22 protein-coding genes, 1 pseudogene and 1 riboswitch are annotated in these 19,641 nt (G+C 71.7%); of the genes and pseudogenes, 16 read left to right on the top strand and 7 right to left on the bottom strand.

Annotated elements, in window-relative coordinates; all coding sequences use genetic code 11:
• Positions 1–17 precede the first annotated feature (17 nt).
• Positions 18–371 (top strand): DUF6204 family protein, encoded by a 354-nt coding sequence (locus tag ACGFJ7_RS11365; RefSeq protein WP_392642117.1) that lies wholly within the window; start codon positions 18–20, stop codon positions 369–371.
• Between the two features lie 345 nt (positions 372–716).
• Here the strand turns inward: ACGFJ7_RS11365 and ACGFJ7_RS11360 are convergent, their stop codons facing one another.
• Entirely contained in the window at positions 717–1,259 is a 543-nt protein-coding gene (locus ACGFJ7_RS11360; protein ID WP_392642115.1) for a C39 family peptidase, read from the bottom strand.
• Positions 1,260–1,764: 505 nt separating this feature from the next.
• Between ACGFJ7_RS11360 and ACGFJ7_RS11355 the strand changes: the two genes are divergently transcribed.
• The 3 genes from ACGFJ7_RS11355 to ACGFJ7_RS11345 all read left to right on the top strand — a co-directional run bounded on the left by ACGFJ7_RS11355 (position 1,765) and on the right by ACGFJ7_RS11345 (position 4,381).
• Positions 1,765–2,766 carry a tyrosine-type recombinase/integrase gene (locus ACGFJ7_RS11355; RefSeq protein WP_392642113.1) on the top strand — a complete coding sequence of 334 codons (1,002 nt, stop codon included), beginning with the start codon at positions 1,765–1,767 and terminating at the stop codon, positions 2,764–2,766.
• A 236-nt stretch (positions 2,767–3,002) separates the two neighbouring features.
• Positions 3,003–3,509: a GNAT family N-acetyltransferase gene (locus ACGFJ7_RS11350; RefSeq protein ID WP_392642111.1), complete on the top strand. Its 507-nt coding sequence runs from the start codon at positions 3,003–3,005 to the stop codon at positions 3,507–3,509.
• A complete protein-coding gene (locus ACGFJ7_RS11345; RefSeq protein ID WP_392642109.1) occupies positions 3,506–4,381 on the top strand; it encodes a hypothetical protein in 876 nt (291 codons plus the stop codon). Before ACGFJ7_RS11350 ends, ACGFJ7_RS11345 begins: the two co-directional genes overlap by 4 nt.
• A 313-nt stretch (positions 4,382–4,694) precedes the next feature.
• Here ACGFJ7_RS11345 and ACGFJ7_RS11340 read toward each other — a convergent pair whose 3' ends face one another.
• Positions 4,695–5,306, bottom strand: a complete 612-nt coding sequence (locus tag ACGFJ7_RS11340; RefSeq protein WP_392642107.1) for a hypothetical protein — start codon at positions 5,304–5,306, stop codon at positions 4,695–4,697.
• Between the two features lie 127 nt (positions 5,307–5,433).
• Between ACGFJ7_RS11340 and ACGFJ7_RS11335 the strand changes: the two genes are divergently transcribed.
• The 4 genes from ACGFJ7_RS11335 (at position 5,434) to ACGFJ7_RS11320 (ending at position 8,399) form a co-directional block, all read left to right on the top strand.
• Positions 5,434–6,018, top strand: a complete 585-nt coding sequence (locus ACGFJ7_RS11335) for a uridine kinase (RefSeq protein ID WP_360249407.1) — start codon at positions 5,434–5,436, stop codon at positions 6,016–6,018.
• Positions 6,015–6,794 carry an inositol monophosphatase family protein gene (locus ACGFJ7_RS11330; RefSeq protein WP_392642105.1) on the top strand — a complete coding sequence of 260 codons (780 nt, stop codon included), beginning with the start codon at positions 6,015–6,017 and terminating at the stop codon, positions 6,792–6,794. The genes ACGFJ7_RS11335 and ACGFJ7_RS11330 overlap by 4 nt, the downstream gene beginning before the upstream one ends.
• A gap of 2 nt (positions 6,795–6,796) precedes the next feature.
• The gene (locus ACGFJ7_RS11325; protein WP_360249414.1) at positions 6,797–7,267 is read left to right on the top strand and encodes an NUDIX hydrolase; all 471 of its coding nucleotides are present in this window, start codon (positions 6,797–6,799) and stop codon (positions 7,265–7,267) included.
• Between the two features lie 82 nt (positions 7,268–7,349).
• Complete coding sequence (locus ACGFJ7_RS11320; RefSeq protein WP_392642103.1) at positions 7,350–8,399, top strand: MerR family transcriptional regulator; 1,050 nt, start codon at positions 7,350–7,352, stop codon at positions 8,397–8,399.
• Positions 8,400–8,408: 9 nt separating this feature from the next.
• On the opposite strand, the gene ACGFJ7_RS11315 is transcribed toward ACGFJ7_RS11320, so the two are convergent.
• The 3 genes and pseudogenes from ACGFJ7_RS11315 to mycP form a co-directional block, all read right to left on the bottom strand.
• Complete coding sequence (locus tag ACGFJ7_RS11315; protein ID WP_392642415.1) at positions 8,409–8,708, bottom strand: ASCH domain-containing protein; 300 nt, start codon at positions 8,706–8,708, stop codon at positions 8,409–8,411.
• A gap of 21 nt (positions 8,709–8,729) precedes the next feature.
• A pseudogene (locus tag ACGFJ7_RS11310) lies at positions 8,730–9,551 on the bottom strand (dihydrodipicolinate synthase family protein); the annotation flags it as partial.
• Between the two features lie 73 nt (positions 9,552–9,624).
• Positions 9,625–10,812 (bottom strand): type VII secretion-associated serine protease mycosin, encoded by a 1,188-nt coding sequence (gene mycP / locus ACGFJ7_RS11305; RefSeq protein ID WP_392642101.1) that lies wholly within the window; start codon positions 10,810–10,812, stop codon positions 9,625–9,627.
• Between the two features lie 110 nt (positions 10,813–10,922).
• Positions 10,923–10,997, top strand: a riboswitch (cobalamin riboswitch).
• Positions 10,998–11,055: 58 nt separating this feature from the next.
• On the opposite strand from mycP, the gene ACGFJ7_RS11300 reads away from it, so the two are divergent.
• Together ACGFJ7_RS11300 and ACGFJ7_RS11295 are read left to right on the top strand one after the other, a co-directional pair.
• Positions 11,056–11,259, top strand: a complete 204-nt coding sequence (locus ACGFJ7_RS11300; RefSeq protein WP_360249423.1) for a CbtB domain-containing protein — start codon at positions 11,056–11,058, stop codon at positions 11,257–11,259.
• Positions 11,250–12,017 carry a CbtA family protein gene (locus tag ACGFJ7_RS11295; RefSeq protein WP_392642099.1) on the top strand — a complete coding sequence of 256 codons (768 nt, stop codon included), beginning with the start codon at positions 11,250–11,252 and terminating at the stop codon, positions 12,015–12,017. Before ACGFJ7_RS11300 ends, ACGFJ7_RS11295 begins: the two co-directional genes overlap by 10 nt.
• A 3-nt stretch (positions 12,018–12,020) precedes the next feature.
• Here the strand turns inward: ACGFJ7_RS11295 and ACGFJ7_RS11290 are convergent, their stop codons facing one another.
• Entirely contained in the window at positions 12,021–13,043 is a 1,023-nt protein-coding gene (locus ACGFJ7_RS11290) for a phosphotransferase (RefSeq protein WP_360249429.1), read from the bottom strand.
• 98 nt (positions 13,044–13,141) lie between these two features.
• Between ACGFJ7_RS11290 and ACGFJ7_RS11285 the strand changes: the two genes are divergently transcribed.
• The 6 genes from ACGFJ7_RS11285 to ACGFJ7_RS11260 all read left to right on the top strand — a co-directional run bounded on the left by ACGFJ7_RS11285 (position 13,142) and on the right by ACGFJ7_RS11260 (position 18,971).
• Positions 13,142–14,182, top strand: coding sequence for a DUF4037 domain-containing protein (locus tag ACGFJ7_RS11285; RefSeq protein ID WP_392642097.1), 1,041 nt, complete (start codon positions 13,142–13,144; stop codon positions 14,180–14,182).
• A gap of 103 nt (positions 14,183–14,285) precedes the next feature.
• Positions 14,286–14,873, top strand: a complete 588-nt coding sequence (locus ACGFJ7_RS11280; RefSeq protein ID WP_360249435.1) for a helix-turn-helix domain-containing protein — start codon at positions 14,286–14,288, stop codon at positions 14,871–14,873.
• A 2-nt stretch (positions 14,874–14,875) separates the two neighbouring features.
• Positions 14,876–15,577 (top strand): SRPBCC domain-containing protein, encoded by a 702-nt coding sequence (locus tag ACGFJ7_RS11275; RefSeq protein WP_360249438.1) that lies wholly within the window; start codon positions 14,876–14,878, stop codon positions 15,575–15,577.
• 30 nt (positions 15,578–15,607) lie between these two features.
• Entirely contained in the window at positions 15,608–16,471 is an 864-nt protein-coding gene (locus ACGFJ7_RS11270; protein ID WP_392642095.1) for a hypothetical protein, read from the top strand.
• Positions 16,472–16,641: 170 nt separating this feature from the next.
• Positions 16,642–17,799: a serine/threonine protein kinase gene (locus ACGFJ7_RS11265; protein WP_392642093.1), complete on the top strand. Its 1,158-nt coding sequence runs from the start codon at positions 16,642–16,644 to the stop codon at positions 17,797–17,799.
• 833 nt (positions 17,800–18,632) lie between these two features.
• The gene (locus ACGFJ7_RS11260; protein WP_020517072.1) at positions 18,633–18,971 is read left to right on the top strand and encodes an RNA polymerase-binding protein RbpA; all 339 of its coding nucleotides are present in this window, start codon (positions 18,633–18,635) and stop codon (positions 18,969–18,971) included.
• A 112-nt stretch (positions 18,972–19,083) separates the two neighbouring features.
• Here the strand turns inward: ACGFJ7_RS11260 and ACGFJ7_RS11255 are convergent, their stop codons facing one another.
• On the bottom strand, positions 19,084–19,596 hold the full coding sequence (locus tag ACGFJ7_RS11255) for an FxsA family protein (RefSeq protein WP_360249448.1): 513 nt from the start codon (positions 19,594–19,596) through the stop codon (positions 19,084–19,086).
• Positions 19,597–19,641: the final 45 nt, after the last annotated feature.

Below are 19,641 nucleotides of genomic sequence, written 5' to 3'. Positions count from 1 at the left end.
CGGGATACTTCACCGTCATGAGCCGCACCATCAGGGTCACCGTGCGTGGCAGTTTCGACAATCTGACCGACACCCAGCTCGCCGAGCTGGTGGCGGCCCAGGGCGCCCACGACTTCCTGCACACCCAGTACACCCCCGAGGGCCACCTGACGTACGACCTGCCGGCCCGGCCGTTCTTCACGTTCCGCTTCGCCGAGCAGGCCACCGACGAGGCCGACGTCCCGCAGGCGGCCGCCCGAGCCGAAGCCAAGGCCACCGCCTGGATGGCCGAGCGCGGCTACCCCGTCAAGAAGCTCACCTCCCAGGCCGTCGACGTCGCCGAGATCCCCCTGGGCAAACGAGGCAAGCGCGAAGCCGCCCGCAAGGACTGACCCGGCCGTTCGGTCCTCCGTCGCCTTCTCCACGGTGCCCGGTTTCCACACCACGTACAAGCAGCGCAACCCACCCGGCCGTGGGGCTGCGACGTGAAGATCTGAATCTGCAGTTCTTCGAGATCGCCGGGTTCGATCCGGCGCAGTCCTACAGTTCCCGCATCGGGCTGACCTCGGACACGGGACAGCTGTACCGGGCTTTCGCGGCGGCAATGCGCGCCGCGAACGGCCAGGTGCTGGTCTCCGGAACGCCGCGGACGACCCGCCCCCGGCCGCGCAAGAACGCCGGCCCACCCCGAGGCAGAAGTCGCGATGGTCCTGAACGATCCGGCGGTGTTGGCGAGATCAGAGGGTATACAGGTACGCCTTCATCACAAGCTGGCACAGGTAGTCGAAGCGGATGCCGTACGTGGGATCCGGGTCGTACCCCGGCCAGGTCGAAGCCGGGTCGATGATGTAGACGATGCGTTTCGTGGGCTCGTAGCCGTAGATGACGAACCAGTGATCGATGTCGTGGTCGTTGGTCCACTCGTCCGGCTTGTACGGGCTGTTCGCCGGCACCACCACGTTCACGATCGGCGGCGTCCATTCGCTGATGCCCTTCTTGATCCGCTGCCAGAACTCCTCCCGCAGATCGACGGAACTGCGCAGTCCGCCCCGGCTCTTGACGTCCTCAAGCTCGTAGACGTACCGCCCGAAGATGTATTCCGTGCCGTACAGCATCTGGTGGCGGGTGGAGCCGTTCGAGTCGGTGCCGATATGGTTCGCGAGCTCTCTCTGCCCGGGCATCTCGTCCTCGTCGAACCAAGCGGAGGACGCGATGCGCAGGGACGCCGGCCCGCACCAGTAGTCCTCCAGCTGCGTCTGCCAGATCAGCGGGATCTTCACCGGTGTCCATCGTGGACATCCATCTGTCCCCGGCCCAGCGTCATCCGTCGGTGAGATCAGCGGCGGGACAGATGAGCCGCTCGGCCAGAGCGGCACTTGGAATGCCGGGAAGAAACCTCACCAGCACCAAACGTTGCGAGCCTCCGACACCGGCGTCCGGGCGACAGCGCCGGTAGGCGGCAAGGCGGCCCACCCGCGATCGCTACCACCATCGTTTGCCTGGCTGCCGCGCGCAGCCGGACCACGATGAGGCTGTGCTCCAGGTCGAGTGCGGGCGTTGCTGGGCCGAGGTTGGCGATAGTTCGCCGTTCTGCCACCAGCCCATCGGCCGCCGCAGAGGCGCCGGGTGATGCCCGCCCTCACCAACACCCCTGGGTTCGGCCAAGCCGTCATCGCCCGACCTGCTCTGGATTATTGGATTACTAATATCGGCAATCCAATAATCCAGAGTGGCCCCATCGGGGGCGTAAAATAATGACCGTTATCCTTCATGTAGGATCTTGGTGTGACGGACGAACCTCTGGACGGCGAACTCGTCGTGAGCGACCCGGCCGCGCTGCCCGCGATCGCGACGGCCGCGCCGGCCCGGATTTCCGAACTGACCACGATGTGGCTGAGCCGGCAACGATCCGTGCACACCCGCACCGCCTACCGGCGGGACCTGTGGCAGTGGGTCGACTGGTGCGCGTCCACCGGCCGGGACCCGCTGACCGCCCGGGCCGCCGATCTCGACGCGTGGATCGTCGAGCAGCGCGCGACCGGCGCCCGCGGCAAACCCGCCGCCGAGTCCACGATCGCCCGCCGGCTGTCCGCGGTCGCCTCCTGGTACGACTACCTGGTGGTCAACACCGCCGCCGACCCGGAACCTCTGATCCGGTACAACCCGGCCCAGGCCGCCGCCCGCCCCCGCATCGACCCGGACGACAGCAGCACCGTCGGCCTCGAACGCCCCGAAGCCGACCGGCTGCTCGCCGAGGCCCGCGCCGACTCCCGGACCAGCCACGCCCTGCTCCTGCTGCTTCTGGTCGCCGGCCTGCGAGTCGGCTCCGCGATCAGCGCCCGCGTCGAAGACCTCGGCTACGACAGGGGCCACCGGGTACTCGACCTGACCGTCAAGGGCGGCCGCCGCCGCCGGATCCCCTTGCCGCCGGTGCTGTCGCACGCGATCGACGAAATGCTCGCCGAACGCGGCACCCCGGCCGAGGGCCCGCTGTTTCTGACCCAGTCCGGACTGCGCATCTACGAGCTGTACGTGCACCGCCTGATCCGCCGCCTGGCCGGCCGCGCCGGCCTCGCCGCGGCCGGCGCGCTGAGCCCACACTCGCTGCGCCACACCGCGATCACCGAAATCCTCGACGCCACCAACGGCGACCTGCGCCGCGCCCAGGACTTCGCCGGCCACGCCGACCCGCGAACCACCCGCCGCTACGACCGCCGCCGCGACCAGCTCGACAACCACGGCGCCTACCTGCTCGCCGGCCGCTTCAGCGACACCGAACGCACCTGATCCCGCACACCCGGCCGGTTCTGTCAGAACGATCCTCCTGAGATTTCGCCGCGACGGCTTTCACCGACCGCACGCCCGTGTCTCCGCGTCCAGGCCCCAGAACGCCGGCGGACGGGCGAAGCACCCGAATAGTCACCGACGCCTCATCTGCAGCTGCCTCACAGCGGGACCAACTCGGTGAGCCACCGGTAGCTGTCCGGGCCGGTGGCGTGGTTGTCTTACCGGCGGGAGGGCTGATGCGAACCTCGTTGAGTACGCCGCGGCTGCGCCTGCGCCACTTCGTTGCGGAGGACGCCCCGGAGTTGCACGGGTTGTTCTCCGATCCGTTGACGCACACGATCGGCGGCGGCCCGTTCACCGAGTTGGCGCGCACCGAACAGTGGATCCGCAACCGGGGCCGCGCCTTCGAGGAGCATGGCTTGTGCTGGTACGCCGTCCGGGACGCCGAATCCGGTCTGCTGGTCGGCAACTGCGGAATGTTGACGGGGCGGACCGGGCCGGCCGAACCGGAGATCGGCTATCTGATCGGACGGTCGTTCCGGGGGCGGGGTTTCGCCTCGGAGGCGGCGCGGGCCGTGCTGCACGAGTGCCGGGCGGCCGGGTTCGGCCGGGTCTGGTCGAGCGTCCGGCCGGGTAACGCCGCGTCGCGGCGGATCGTGGAAGCGCTGGCTCTGCGCGTCGAGCGGACCGAACACGACGAGCGGGGCGCCCTGCTGTTCTCCGTGATCGACCTGCCGGCGTGAGGACCGCGTGGGCCGACACGCCGGAGCCTTTGCGGGCGGCCGTGGCCGAGGCGCTGGGGGCGGCGGTGTCCGATCATCGGGATCTGCGCGGTGGCATGTCGCCGGGCCCGGCCGTCGGGTTGCGGCTCGCCGACGGCCGGCGGGTCTTCGTCAAGGCCGAGTCGGCTCAGGTGCGGTCGCACAACCACGCGATGGTCCTGCGGGAGGCCGCCATCCTGGACGTGCTGCCGCCGTCCGTGCCGGCGCCGCGGCGACTGGCCACCGTCGCATGGGGGCACTGGGCCGCGCTGGTGACGACCTGGGCGCCCGGCACCACCGGCGGGCTGTGGTCCGACACGTCGATCGCGGCCGTGGTGCGGGCCTGCCGGGCCGCGAGCGCGCATCAGGCTCCGCCGGCGCTGGTGCCGGTGGCCGAGCGCCTGGCCGGTTTCGACGGCTGGGAGCGCCTGCTGGAGCTCGGGGTCGAGCAGGCGCATGCGGGCCGGGCGGCCGCCATGGTGGCCGGGTGGGAACGCTGGACGGCCGGCAGCGCGCTGGTGCACCGCGACATCCGCCTGGACAACACGGCGCGAGCCGGGAAGGCGGTGCTGCTCGATTGGGCGTACGCGGCGTCCGGCGCCCCCTGGATCGACCAAGCGCAGCTGGCGGCCGACGTGGTAGCCACCGGCCACGAGCGCGGCCCGGAGGTGGCCACCGACCGGGCACACCAGCTGCTCCGCTCGTTGCCGCCGGACGCGTCCCGGTTCGCGGTCGGCCTGGCCGGCATGTGGCGCTGGCGCGCCGCCACGGTCCCCGACGCGGTCCGGCCCATCGCCGCTTGGCGCCGCGCCCGCGCGGACGCGTTACGCCCCTTGCTGACCCGGCTGCTCTGACGCCTGTTCCGCACAAGCGGTGTTGTAGCCGGCCTTTCGCGGGACGCCGCAGCCGACCGGCACTCGGCAACGGCGCGCGTTCCCCGGTGAGGAATCGCTGGGCAATGTGGTGCGGTCACGCTCGAGCAGAATCGTGCCCGTACCGCCGCCTGACGGAGCCGGCAGTGCAGGGACGCCGAGCACAGCGAACAGGGATGTGCGCATCCGTAGTGAACGGCAGGCCGTCTTCCTCGCCTCGGACGCGTCCGGCTCCGTCAACGGCTCCGAACTCGCCGGCGACGGTGGTGCCGCCGCAGATCTAACGGCAGCGCCGTCACGACCGGCGCAGGGTCGTCCTCACGTCCCAGAGCGACCAGGCCAGCACGACCGCGCCGGCTCCGGCCAGCACCCACTGCGCGTTCACGGCCGCGCCCACCACCGCGGTCCCGATCATCACCGAGAGCAGGTAGCGGCCGCTGCGGCGGCGGGCCGGTTCCACGGCGGCGGCCTCCCGGGCGTAGCGGGCCACCGGTGTCGGGCCGCTCGGGGCGCCCTCGGCGCGGGCCCGCGCGACCAGTTCGGCGGACCGGCTGCGGGGCACGTCGTAGCGGCCCACCAGCAGCCCGTCGAGCCGGGTCAGCCAGGCCTCCTCCGGGCTCTGCCGGCGGGGTGGGCGCGTGAGCAGCCAGCTCAGCCCGGCCGCCACCGCGAGCAGGACCAGCGCCGGTACCGATCCGAACCGGGTGCCGGGCAGCTGGGTGAACGCCACGGCGGTCACCACGGCCAGCGCCGCGGCCGTGCCGAACGCCCACGCCACCCGGGGCAGCACCTGCGCCGCCATCAGGGTCACGATGAGCAGCACCGCTCCGGTCACGCCGGTCGGCGTCAGCGGGATCGTGAGGCTGCCGCCCAACCACGCGCTGATCAGAATCAGCGGTATGAACAACAGAGCGACCTTACCCGCGGCATCCTTCACCGGGTCATTCTGCAAGATCAGCTTCGGTTAGGCTTCGGCCGTGAGACCAGCTCTGATCACCCGAATCGCTGATCTTGTACCGGCCGGCCCCGACAGCGTGCGGGTCGCTGTCGACGGCGTCGACGGGGTGGGCAAATCGACGTTCGCCCGCCATCTGGCCGGCGAGTTGAGCGGCCGGGGACGCCCGGTCGTGCACGTCTCGGCCGACGATTTCCACCATTGCCGCGACGTGCGGTACCGCCGCGGCCGTGATTCGCCGGAGGGTTTCTTCCTCGACAGCTACGACTATCCGGCGCTCGTGCGCGACGTGCTCGAACCGTTCGCGCCGGGCGGGTCACGCCGATTCCGGCGGGCCGCCCACGACGTGCGTACCGACCAAGCCCTGGCCCCTGCCTTTGAAGTGGCGCCGCCCGGTTCGGTGCTGATTGTCGACGGGCTTTTCCTGCACCGCGACGAACTCGCCGGCCGGTGGGAGTTCTCCGTTTTCCTGCACGCGCCGTTCGATGTCACCGTGCCGCGAATGGCGGCGCGTGACGGCTCGCACCCCGATCCGGACCATCCGAGTCAGGCCCGCTATGTCGGCGGTCAGCGACGGTATTTCGCCGCCTGCGATCCGCGGGCGCGCGCCGGCGTGGTCATCGACAACTCTGATTGGCGGAATCCGGCTATCCTGCCTCGATGATCACTGACGGGGAGCTGGCCATCGCCGCCGCGCAAGCGGGGGCCCACGTCGTGCGCGACACCGACATCGGCGGGCACGAGCGCGTGGACAAAGGCGGCGGTGATTTCGCCACCGTCGCTGATCTGGAAGCGGAACGGGTCATCGTCGAACTGCTGCGCGAGCACCGCCCCAAGGACGCCGTGCTCGGCGAGGAAAGCGGCCACACCGGCACCCCGGCGCCGCGCACCTGGCTGGTCGACCCGCTCTGCGGAACGCTCAATTACGCCGTACGCAATCTGCTGGTTTCCGTCAATGTCGCCTTGCGTTGCGGTGACGAGGTGACGGCCGCCGCGCAGGCCGACCCGTACACCGGTGAGGTTTTCTGGACCGACGGCAATTCCGCTTGGGTACGCCGTGACGGCACCGACGAGCCCTTGACCCCGTCCGCTTCCTCGCGGCTGGTCGACGTCAATCTCGATCCGCCGTTTCCCAACGACCCCCGTTTCCGGGCGGCCGATCTGCTCGCCCACCGCGGATTCGCCGCCCTTTTCCGGCCCCGCGTCGTCTCCACCACCCTGGCCGTGGCGTGGGTCGCCGCCGGCCGCCGCGCCGCCTACGTGACCGACGGCCACCTGCGCGACAGCGTCCATTTCGCCGCCGGCATCGCCCTGTGCCGCGCGGCCGGCTGCGTCGTCACCGGCCTCGACGGCAACCCGGTGCACACCGGCGCCGGCGGCCTGCTGGTCGCCGCCGACGCGCGGACCCACGGCGACCTGCTCACCCTGATCGGATGGTGACCATGCAACGACTTGCCGCGTACGCCCTTTGCCTGCGCCCCGACAGCATCCTGCTGGCCCACTGGGTCTCCCCCGACGGCGCCCGCGCGCACTGGACCCTGCCCGGCGGCGGGGTCGACGAGCGCGAGGACCCGTACGACGCCGTGGTCCGCGAGGTCGAGGAGGAGACGGGCTACACCGCCGAGGTCAGCGCCCTGCTCGGTGTCGACTCCCGCGTGATCGTCATGGACTACAGCGACCCGCCGGGCCGGTTGCTGCACGCGGTCTGCGTCTTGTACGAGGTCACGCTGACCGGCGGCGTCCTGCGCGACGAGACCGGCGGCTCGACCGACCAGGCCCGCTGGATCCCCCTGTCCGAGGTGCCCTCCCTGGACCGTTCCGTGATCGTCGACACCGGTCTGGCCCTGGTCCGCGAGCGACCGGCGACCGGGCACGTGCCGCCCGTCGCCGTCGGTGGCCGGCTGCATCAGTGACGAAGGTCTTGACCTTCACCTTCGGGTAAGGCCGAGCCTGGGTGGCACCGGCCGCCGTGGCCGGTGCGAGGAGGAAAAGCCGGTGGCTCTGGTGACGATCGGCGCGTTCGCGCGGCAGGCTCGGCTCACCCCGAAAGCGCTGCGCCTCTACGACGAGATGGGCCTGCTGCGCCCGGCCGCCGTGGACGCGGAGACCGGGTACCGGTTCTACGAGCCGAGCCAGCTGCGCCGGGCCCACCTGATCGCCGAGCTGCGCCGCATCGGCATGCCGCTGGCCGAGATCGCCGGCGTGTGCGCACTCGAGCCGGCGGCCGCCGCCGAGGCGGTCACCGCGTTCTGGCGCCGGGTCACCGCCGACACGGCGGCGCGGGCCCGGCTGACCTCCCTCCTCGTGGCTGACCTGACCAGAGGGACCACCACCATGCCTGACAGCGACTTCCGTTTCGCCGCCGCGACGGATCCCGGCCGGGGCCGCGACACCAACGAGGACGCGGCGTACGCCGGCCCGCACCTGCTCGCGGTGGCCGACGGAACCCGCGGTCCGGGCGGCGCCCAGGCCGCGGCCGCCGCTCTGCAAGCCGTCCGCGCCCTCGACCCGGCCACCGCGTCCGGCCCCGACCTGCTGACCCTGTTGGCCGGCGCCGTCACGGAGGCCGACCGGGCCATCCGCGCCCTCGCCACCGGCGCGCAGGGTCAGCCGGTGACCACGCTGACCGCGCTGCTGCGGCAGGGCACGCGGATGGCGTTGGTGCATGTCGGCGACAGCCGCGCCTACCTGCTGCGCAACGGTGAGCTGACCCAGCTGACCCAGGACCACACGTGGGTGCGCACGCAGGTCGACCAGGGGAAACTCACCCCGGCCGAGGCCGTCGGCCATCCCGAGCGGGCGCTGCTGGCCCGGGCCCTGGGCTGGGGCCCGGAAGGAGAGGCAGACCTGGGATTGCGTACGGCCGTACCCGGCGACCGCTACCTGCTTTGCTCCGACGGCCTGTCCGCGGTGGTGGCGGCCGAGGCCCTGCACCGCACCCTGGCCGGCGCCGCCGGCCCCGAGCAGGCGGTGGCCGATCTGATCGCCCTGGCCCACAGCGCGGGCGCCCCGGACAACATCGCCGTCGCGGTCGCCGACGTGTAGGCCACCGGATCAGGAAGAGGTCAGTTCGAAGCGGACTATGACGATCTCGTCGCCGGGGCGCAGCTGGGGGTAGTAGTCGCGCAGCCCGGGCAGGACGTCGGCGGCGCCGGCGAAGCCGTCCTCGCGGGCCTCGGCGTCGGTGACGGCGCTGACCGGCTTGGTGACCGTGGACGTGATACGGCCTGGCAGGGTGGCTTCGCCGCCGAAGACGAGCAGTGCCGGGCCGGCCTCCACAGGGTCGTTGAAACGCATCGTCACCCTCTTGCGCCCTTCGCGGACGGCCGTGAGATGGGCGGCGCGGAACTCCAGCCGCTGGACCGGCCTGGCGGCCAGAGCCGCGCTGACCGCGGCGGCCGAGGCCGGCAGCAACGGCAACCGCACGTCCGGGGTGGGGATCCGGCCCCGCGCGTGCAGCACCGCCTTGATGACGGCCGGGTTCGGCTCGGCGAACAGGGCCGCCGACAGCCGCGCCAGCCGGTGGCCGAGCGGCCGGGCGCGGCCGGCGTCACCGGCACGCCAGGCCGTGATCAGGCCGGCGTAGGCCGCGGTGTCGACCTGGGCCGAGGCGAGGATGCCCCCGTGCGCGCCCAGAGCCAGCAGCGGCGAGATGTAGAGGTCGTCACCGCCGAGGACGGCGAAATCCGGGGGTGGGTCCGCCAGCAGGTCCATGGTGTCGGCGTCGATGCCGCCGGCCGCGAGTTTCAGCCCGGCCACGTTCGGTAGAGCCGCGATGCGGCGCAGCGCTCCGGCGGACAAGGGCTGAGCCGTCCGGTACGGCACGTGGTAGACGACCAGGGGCACCGGGCTGGTCTTCGCCAGGGCGCCCAGGTGGGCGATCACCCCGTCCTCGCCGGCCCGCACGAACGGCGGCACCAGCGTCAGGGCCGCCGTCGCGGTGGCGCCCAGGCCGGCCAGGGCTGTCGCGTCGTTCGCGCCGACGATGAGCGGCGCGCCGGTGGCGGCGAGCGTACGCAGAACGGTGCCGCGTTCGGCCCCGGTCAGCGTGGACGGTTCGCCGGTGGTGCCCAAGGCGACCAGCCCGGCCGCGCCGCCGTCCAGCACATCGTGGGCGAGCCTGCTCAGGGCGTCGACGGCGACCTCGCCGGCGGCGTCGAACGGGGTGATCAACGGGACGTACAGACCGGTCAGCATCCGGCCACCGTGCCAAACCCGTACCGCTAAGGTCTATTAAATTGTCCTCCCGCGACGATGTAGCGGCGCTGAACTATCCGGCGGGATGCCACCCGCGCCGGCGGCCCTGCCGGACGACGATCGCGGTCAGAGCCAGCAGCACGACGATGCCGGCGCCGATCCCGGCGAACACCAGGGCCCGGTCACGGGAGGCGGCGCGGCGGGCGGCCAGCGCCGCCACGGCCGGATCCTGCATGGTCATCGACTCCGGGGCCGGCTGCGCCTGCTGCCTCGGGCCCAGCGTCTCGGTCAGCGCCCGGTACGGGTTGAGCAGCCCGAACCCGTACTCGGCGCTCACGCTGCCGCCCGGGGCGGGATCGGCGGTGGCGATCAGCCGCTGCCGAACCCCGGCCGGGCTCAACCGCGGGAAACGCTGCTTGATCAGGGCAGCCGTGGCCGACACGAACGGCGCCGCGAAACTGGTACCGGACTGCGAGGTGTGCCCGGTGCCGCCGGCGTCGGCGCCGGTCACCCCGTTGCCGATCGCGACCAGGTCGACATACTCGCCGTGCTGCGAATAGTCGGCCACGGTACCGTCCGCCCCGACCGCGCCCACACCGATGACCCCCGGATACTTCGCCGGGAACGGGTCGGGATTGCCCTGCCGGGCGTTGTTGCCGGCGGCGGCCACCACCACTACACCGGCCCGGACGGCGCGCGCGACCGCCGCCCGTACGGCCGCGTTGTCCGAAGTCATCACCAGCGAGATGTTGATCACGTCGGCGCCCTGCTCGACGGCCAGATCGATCGCCTGGGCGAACTGCGCCGGGGAACCCTTGTCACCGACCGCCTCGCCGTCGATGACCTCCTGCTCGGTGATCCGGAACGGCAGGATCGCCGCCTCCGGCGCGAGCCCCTGAAAACCCGTGTTACGGGCCGGCGCCGCCGCGATGATGCTCGCCACCAACGTGCCGTGGCCCTGGCAGTCCTGCCGGCCGCTGTCGTCGCCGTGCAGGAAATCAGCGCCCGGCGTCACGCGCCCGCGCAACTGGGGATGATCGCCGTCCACACCGGAATCGATCACCGCCACCCGCACACCCTTACCGGTCGCGAAACCGGCCAGCCGCTTCGGCGCGTACACCTGATCCTCGACCGGCACACCCGCGGCGACCTTCCCGGGAGCCGCGGTCCGCTGGCACACCACAGCCGCCCCCGCCGGCGCCGGCACGCTCAGCGTCGCGGCGGCCACCGCCACCGCGGACAGAACCTCCCGCCACCGCATCGCGCACCCTCCTTCAACGACTCGGCTGGATGGTATCGGGACGGTGCGACAAGGTTGTGCGTTCAGGTCGCTCACAGCTAGGTTGTGGAAACCATCTGCGGCGTCGTGAGGGAAACCGGTGCAACTCCGGTGCGGTCGCGCCACTGTGAACGGAACCCGGCGACGGGAACCGTGAGTCAGGACGCTCACGCGTCGCAGTCCGTTCGAACGGGACGCGTCATCCCGGCAGGAGGTTCCCCCACCATGCCCAAGGCACAGCCGATCCGTCCGCTGAGCACCCCCGCCGTCTCCGCGCGGCTGCTCTGGACCGCTCTCGCCGTCGTCGCCCTCATGCTGCTCGTCGCCTACCTGGTCGCCTTCGACCAGGGCGCGGTCTCCCGCAGCGGCATGTACCTGCACGAGCTCATGCACGACGGCCGCCACCTGCTCGGCGTCCCGTGCCACTGACCGCCGCGAAACCCGCGCCCGGCTACGGCGCTCTCCTGCTGCGAGGCCTGCTCGCCGGCCTCGTCGCCGGCCTGCTGGCCGGCTGCTTCGCGTACGTGGTGGGCGAACCGAAGGTCGACGCGGCCATCGCCATCGAAGAGGCGAACGCCCACGCCACCCCCGGCAGCGACCACCACGACGAGGAACTGGTCAGCCGCGACGGGCAGAAAGGCGGCCTGTTCCTGGCCACCGGCCTGTACGGCGCGGCCATGGGCGGGCTGCTCGCCACCGCGTACACCCTGCTGCGCCGCCGCCTGCGCACCCCGAGCGACACCCGCGCCGCGCTCAGCCTGGCCGGCGCCGCCCTGCTCGGCATCGTGCTGATCCCGTACGTCAAATACCCGCCCAACCCACCGGCGGTCGGCAACCCCGCCACCATCGACCAGCGCACCATCAGCTACCTGGCCATCCTCGTGCTGGGCCTGGTCGCCGTCTGGGCGTCCGTGGTCGCGGCCCGCACCCAGCGCGCCGAGTGGCGCCAGGCCCTCGCCGCCGCCACCGCGTTCCTCATCGTGGTCACCGTCGGCTACACCCTGCTGCCCACCGTCGACGAAGTGCCGGACACCTTCCCAGCCGACCTGCTGTGGGACTTCCGCCTCGCCTCACTGGGCACCCAGGTCCTGCTCTGGACGGCCCTCGGCCTCGCCTTCGCCGCCCTGCTCAACGCCCGCCGCACCCCGGCCACCCAGCCGGACCACGAGAAAGTCACCTCCGGCTAGCCCTCACAGCACCTCGTCCGCCCACCGGGCGACCACCGCCAGCACCGGACCCCGGCCGGCCACCATCGCCTCGATCCCGCGGCTGTCGTACCCCGGCCTCCGGGCCCAGCCCGCCGCGGCGGCCGACACCATCCGCGGCGCCAGCCAGAAATACTTCGCCGCCCCACACGCCATGACAGCCCGCCGCACCGTGGCCTCGTCGACCGCACCGTCGAGGCCACGGCAATACTGCCGCGCCACAACGGCCAGCACCTCGTCCAGCATCGCGATGTCGACCAGCCCGTCGAAAAACGCGTCCAAGGCCAGATTCGCCGCGTCCTCCCCGACCGCCCCCGGCCCCACGAACGCCCAGTCCAGCAACACCGGCCCCGGCGCCGCGAAAACCAGGTTCATCGGCCACACATCGTGGTGACACAACGTCCGGGGCAACCCGTCGGTCACCGCCAGGATCTCGTGCCGCCGCTGCCACAACCGCCGCAACCCGTCGCGCACCGGCTTCGGCCAGCCCGCCACGATCGCCGGATGCCCCCAGTCGAGCTCACCACCCACCGGCTGCGCCAGCGTGTAATCCCGCAACCAATCCCGGGCCAGCCAACCGTCCTGCGGCCGCCCACCCAGCCACTGCTTCTGCGCGGCGCCGAGCCGAAACGCCACCTCCCCCAGATCACCCGGGCCGCCGCTCGTGCCCGGCCGGCCCCGGACATCCTCGAGCCACAGCGCCACCGACCCGTCCGACCGCGACACCACCTCCACCAACTCCGGCCCCCGCAAACCCGGGAAAGCCCGACCCGCCAGCCCCGACGCGTACGCCTCGACCTCACGCCGCCAATAGTTGAAGTGACCAGGATCGTCACTGGCCGCCAGATGAGCCGCCGCGCCCGCCCGCCGCGGCGCGGCCACCTTCACCACCACCGACGAACCCTCCCGGCGCAACCGCCACACCCCGCCGGTGACCTCGTTCGCGGTGCTGTGCACCAGCTCCTCGACAGTCCACCCCGGTCGCATCAGATCCTCGGGAATCGGCACTACCACAACACTAGTAGGCCCAAGGTGACCGCTGTGGACAACCACGTTCCTGTGGACAACCCCGGATCATGCCAGCGACCGCCGCTACCTTGCGAGGCATGCCTGAATTCCTGCCCGGCCTCACCCTCGCCCGCCACTTCTACTTCGAAGCCGTACGCCCCCTGCTCGGCGACCTGCCCCACGCGGCCGCCCGGCTCGGCCCCGGCTCCGACGTCCTCGGCTACGACACCGAACGCTCCACCGACCACGACTGGGGACCCCGCCTCGAACTGTTCGTCGACAACCCCGGCGACCTGCACCAACTTCTCGCCCGCCGCCTGCCCAAACACGTCCGCGGCTGGCCCACCCACTTCGAACCACCCGGCGCCCGCGTCCGCAGCATGGCCCACACCGACGGCGACGTCGACCACTACGTCCGCATCCAGCCCTTCCCCACCTGGTGCCGCGACCTCCTCGGCTTCGACCCCGCCGACGGCATCGGCCTGCTCGACTGGCTCGCCACCCCCTGGCAACGCCTCGCCGAATTCACCCGCGGCGACATCTTCCACGACCCCGGCAACGTCCTCACCGCCGCCCGCGAAGGCCTGGCCTGGTACCCACCCGACATCTGGCGCTACATCCTCGCCTGCCAATGGGCCCGCATCAGCCAGGAAGAAGCGTTCCCCGCCCGCGCCGCCGAAAACGGCGACGACCTCGGCACCCGCATGCTCACCGCCCGCCTCTGCCGCGAAGTGGCCCGCCTGCACCTGCTCCAGGAACGCACCTGGCCCCCGTACGCCAAATGGCTCACCCACACCCTGCCCGCCGACCTCACCGCCGCCGCCCTGCGCGCCGCCCTCTACACCACCGACGAACACGACCGGGAGAACGCGCTCTGCGCCGCCCTCGAAATCGCCGCCCTCCGCCAGAACGACCTCGGCCTCAGCGCCGAACAACCACCGGCCCGCCGCCCCTTCTTCGACCGCGGCTACGCCGTCATCGGCGCCGCCCGCTTCACCGACGCCCTCCGCGACGCCATCACCGACCCCACCCTGCGCGCCCTGCCCACCACCGGCTGCGCCGACCAGATCATCGACAGCACCGACGTCCTGACCGACCCCCGCCTCACCCGCGCCCTCACCGCCGCCACCCTGCCATGACCAGACACCCACCACGCCGATTCCCCGCCGACCAGCCCGCCTCCGTCGGCATACACCCCCGCCCACCTGGACAAGAATTCTTTTCGGTGCCAAGGTCGACCACATGCACGACATCGCCGTCATCGAGGACCCCGCCACCGCCGAGATCTCCCTCGACCCCATCCGCAGCCGCCTCCTCGCCGAACTCGCCCAACCCGGCTCCGCCACCACCCTCGCCGGCAAAATCGGCCTGCCCCGGCAAAAAATCAACTACCACCTGCGGACCCTCGAACAACACGGCCTCGTCCACCTCGTCGAAGAACGCCGCAAAGGCAACGTCACCGAACGCCTGATGCAAGCCACCGCCGCCTCCTACGTCATCTCCCCCAACGCCCTGCCCGCCGTCGCCCCCGACCCCACCCGCGCCCCCGACCGCCTCTCCGCCCGCTGGCTACTCGCCCTCGCCGCCCGCCTCGTCCGCGACGTCGGCGCCCTCATCACCGGCGCCGCCACCAGCAGACAACGCCTCGCCACCTACGCCCTCGACGGCGAAATCCGCTTCGCCACCCCCGCCGACCGCGCCGCCTTCGCCGAAGAACTCACCGCCACCGTCACCGGCCTGCTCGCCCGCTACCACAGCGACACCGGCCGCAAACACCGCCTCGTCCTCGCCGTCCACCCCGCCCTCGACTCCGCCGCCGAGAAGAAATGACCATGGGCAAGGAATACGAGATCGAACTCGACACCACCGTCGACACCGACCCCGAACACGTCTGGAACGCCATCGCCACCGGACCCGGCATCTCCTCCTGGTACATCGGCCACACCGAAACCGACCACGACACCGTCCGGACGGCCTTCGGCACCACCACCTTCCCCACCGCCACCATCACCGCCAACGACCCACCCCACCACTTCGCCTACCGCACCGACACCACACCCGACGGCCGCTTCCAAGCCTTCGAATTCCTCATCGAAGGCCACCACCAATCCGCCACCACCCTGCGCGCCATCACCAGCGGCTTCCTGCCCGGCGACGACTGGGCCGACGAATACGAGGCCATGAGCCACGGCGTCGCCCTGTTCAACGCCACCCTCACCACCTACCTCAACCACTTCCCCGGCCGCACCGCCACACCCGTCACCGCCTTCGGCCCGCCCATCACCGACTGGCCCACCGCCTGGACCACCCTGCACAAAACCCTCGGCCTCACCCACCAACCCCGCCCCGGCGACCACACCGGCAACGGCGGCGAGGTCTACCACGCCAGCCACCACACCCTCGGCATCCGAACACCCACAGCCCTGCACCGCTACATCCGCGGCTACCGCGGCCCCATGATCGCCGCCCACGAAACCTTCGAACCCGACCCCACCAACTGGACCGACTTCCTCACCACCCTCCACACCCCCTGAAACCCGCCGGCACACCGAGGGAGACACGGCTTGGCGAACCGCGCGACCACCCCACCACGACGAACACCACTCGCGGTCCTCCCCGCCACCGGCACGGCAACAGCGCTGGCCCTCCTGGCATTCACCGCCGACCACGTCGACGGCATCGGCGGGCACGTCATGGTCGCGCTCACCAGCAGCGGCTTCGCCTGGGGCCTGGCCGCCCTGCTCACCGGCCACCACGCCCGCAACCCCCGGCACGCCGCCGCCACCGCCACCACAGTCCTGGTGACCGCCACCCTCGGCTACTACCTGCTGATCGTGCTCGTCAGCCGGCGCTGGAGCGGCGGCAGCTCAGGCGACCTGCACGGCCTGCTCAACGTCGCCATCATGACCACCATCTGGCTCACCGGCTCGCTGGTCGCCGGCCCACTGCTCGGCCTCCTCGGCCACGCGGTCCGTCCCTCGCCGAACGACTCCACGCCCGACGCGCCACGGACCAGGACCCCTACGACCACGCCGGCGCACCTTCAGCGGTGTTTCGGCTCTGAGGTGGAGCCGCCGCGGGGAACGGAGGCGAGCGGGCCACCGCGACGGATCATGGGGACGCGCCGGGCCGCGGTCGCCGCCGGTGTCGCGTACGGGCTGCTGTCCGGCGAAGGCTGGTACCGGATGCCGACCGTGCCGCCGTGGGATCTGCCGTCGGGCGCCGGAGACGAAGCCGAGTTCTTTCGCGGGGTCGCGATCGCCGCCTTCGTGCGGGTGGTGCTGCCCCTCGCCGTACTCGTCGGGCTGGTCTTCGCCCGTCGCCTCTGGCGGCACTGGCCGCTTTTGCTGATCACCGCGATTCCCACCGCGATCCTCACGGCATCTCTCTGGCGGCTGATGTACGCGGTCGTCCACGCCCATCTCTGACCCGAGCAGAAGCCGAAAGGCAATTGGTGGGATGTCGTTGATTCCTTTTTGATTTTCTTGTGGCCGTGACCGATGACGGGGCGCACATCGCGTAGAGCGTCCTAGGATGTTTGTGGGGATCGGTGTGGTGGCGCGATCTTCCGGGGCGCGGGGCCTAGGGTGGGGTCGCGATGAACGAGAACGACACCGCCTCCGAGACCCGTCCCTGCGCTCACTGTGGACGGCCGGTTCCGCAGCGCTCGTCCGCCGGGCGGCCGTTCCGCTACTGCCGGGACAACGACGGGGAGTGCCAGCGCGCCTCCCGCAACGTGCGCATGCGGCACCGGGCCTCGCCGGGGCTGGCCGGGCAGGTGGCCCGTACGTGGGAGGTGGTCGACCGGCTCGACCAGCTCGTCACCGGGCTGTCCGAGGCCCTGCACTCCGAGCTCTCCCCGGCCGGCGTGGAACGCCAGGTGGCCGAGATCCGGGCTGAGACGTCGGGGCAGATCGCGGCCGCGCACACCGAACGCGACGACGCGCGCCGCGACGCCGAACGGGCCGCCACCGAGGCGTCGGCCGCGCAGCAGGTGGCCGCGGCCGCCACCGCCGAACGCGACGAGGCCCAGCACCGGGCCGAGGAGTCCGCGCGCGCCGCCGAGCAGGCCGGCCGCGACGCCGAGCAGGCCCGCACCGAACGCGACGAGGCGCGCCGGGAAGCCACCGCGGCCGGGGCGCTCAAGGAACGGGCCGAAGCCGACCGGGACGCGGCCCGCGACGAACTGTCGGTCACCCGGACGGAGCTTCAGGACGTACGCCGCGACCGCGAGGCCGCCGAGCGTGACCTGGCGACCGCCCTGCGAGACGCCGAAGCCGCCGCCCAGCGCGGCGAGGAGCTGCGCCGGGAGCGCGACACCGCCCGCGACGAGGCCCGCCGCCTCGACACGGAGCTGGCCACCGCCCGCCGCGAAGCCGCCGAGCAGCTCGCGGCCGCCGACAAGACCCTTGCCGAGGTACGGCGAAACGCCGCCACCGACCGCGAAGCCCACCAAGCCGAGCTGGCCCAAGCCCACCGCGACACCGCCGACGCCCGCGCCGAGCTCACCCAAGCCCAGCGTGATGCCGCCGAGGCCCGCGCCGAACGCGACACCCTCCGAGGCCTGCGCGACGAACTGGACCGGGCCGCCCGCGACCGCGCCGACCTCGAACGCCGCCTCGCCACCGCCCAGTCCGACGCCGAAGCCGCCCAGACCCGGGCCGCGCAGCTGTCCACACAGGTCAGCGACCTGGCCTCCGCCCTGGCGTCCCTCGGCGGCACCCGCCCCGCCCCGGCTCAGGCCACCCACAACTGATCTGCTGGTCCCGCCGCCCGCAGCGGACCCGGACAAACTCCGGATCCGCTGCGAGCAACCACACGATCCAAGGCGGCACTCGCCGTCGCCGCACAGGCTTCAGCCGAGCCCCTCCCGATCGCACGGCAACCGTGGACTTCACCAAGACCGAAACGGCCGACATCGACGCGGCACCGCCGGCGCGACGTTCGTGTATGGAGCGGTCGCCCTGGCCGGCGGGGTGGTCTTGAATCGGCCGTCATCCAGGCGAACCGCGTCAGGTGCCTGAAGACGAAGATCCTCCGGTGCCCGCGGCCGGCTCCTGGCCGGACATCCACGTCGGTGGTCACTGATCGAGGCCGCACGGGGCACGGGCCCGCATCGACGTCCTGGTCACCAACGCCGGGATTCGGTCAGCGGAGTTCCTCGCCGCCGATGGACCCGCGCGCCTGTGGCCTGAGGGACAGGGGTGACCAAATCCACACGGCGGCCTGAGCAGCCGGGTGAAGAGTGCTCATCTTGAGCGACCGGCGGACGAATATTGACCGGCGAGGAGCGGAACAGGAGTGCCGATTTGCGGAATTACTCGACCGGGTGACCGAAGTCGCATCACCTGTAGAACACCCATAGGCCGTAAAGTGGACCAAGGTCCACTTCGGCGGGGGTGCGGTATGCCGGGTAAGGGCCTCGGGCGGCTACGCTCGTAGCGTTAACACTGGCGTCACAACGGCGGTGTTGTCATACCGGCAGTGCTGTCATATCGAACGCTGTAGTCTCGGCGACCGCAGGAATCCCGCGGCCGCCCCTTTCGTTACACCAACGAGAGCAGCACCACGAGCGAGGGGAAGCCAATCATGGGCGAACGCATGCTGCGCGGCAGCCGTCTTGGCGCGGTCAGCTACGAGTCCGACCGCAACACGGAGCTGGCGCCCCGGCAGACCCGAGAGTACCTGTGCGTCAAGGGTCACCAGTTCGAGGTGCCGTTCGCCGTCGACGCCGAGGTGCCCACCACCTGGGAGTGCAAGTTCGACGGCAGCGTCGCCCGCCTGGTCGACGGCAGCGAGCCGGAGCAGAAGAAGGCGAAGCCGCCGCGTACCCACTGGGACATGCTCCTGGAGCGGCGTTCGATCTCGGAGCTCGAGGACATCCTCAACGAGCGCCTTCAGGAGGTCCGGACCCGTCGGGGCCGGTAACACCACAACGCGAAAGGGCCGTTCCGGAGATTTCCGGAACGGCCCTTTCGCGTTGGTTGGGAAGCGGTAGCGCGCGCGACGCGCATGTGCGGGCGTGGGAACCGCGCCAGGGTCAGCGCAGGACTTCGCCCTCGACGATTTCGCCCTCGATGGCGGCGGCGGGGGTCCGGGTGGCCGGGCGGTCGTCGTCGATCACGACGATGGGGTCGCCGGGACGGACGCGGACCTTGCGGGGACCGAACGCGTCGAAGCCGACGAAGCGGCTGGCGTAGCGTTCCACGCCGCGGCGGGCCAGCTGGCGGCCCGGCGGGAGCAGGAGCAGCAGGCCGGCCACCGCCGTGATGAAGCCGGGGATGGCCAGCAGCAGGGCGCCGCCCAGGCCGACCAGCGAGCGGATCACCTCGTCGCCCGGCGGGCGGCCCTCGACCGAGGCGGCCTGGAAGCGGCGCCAGCCTTTCATGCCCTCGCGGCGCAGCAGCGCCATGCCGGCCAGGCTCGCGGCCGCGGCCAGCAGGATGGCCCAGCCGCCGCCGATCGCGTGGGCGACCAGGATGAACACGACGATCTCGGCGATCGCCAGCAGTGACAGGCCCGCGGGAAGCAGAGCCAGGCCTCGACGGCGCATAGGGACCTCCGGTGTCAGAATCCAAGCATGACACGCCCGTGCCCG

The organism is Actinoplanes sp. NPDC048988 (assembly GCF_043197815.1).
GTDB lineage: Bacteria > Actinomycetota > Actinomycetes > Mycobacteriales > Micromonosporaceae > Actinoplanes.
This window is presented reverse-complemented; position numbering and strand designations above follow the sequence as displayed.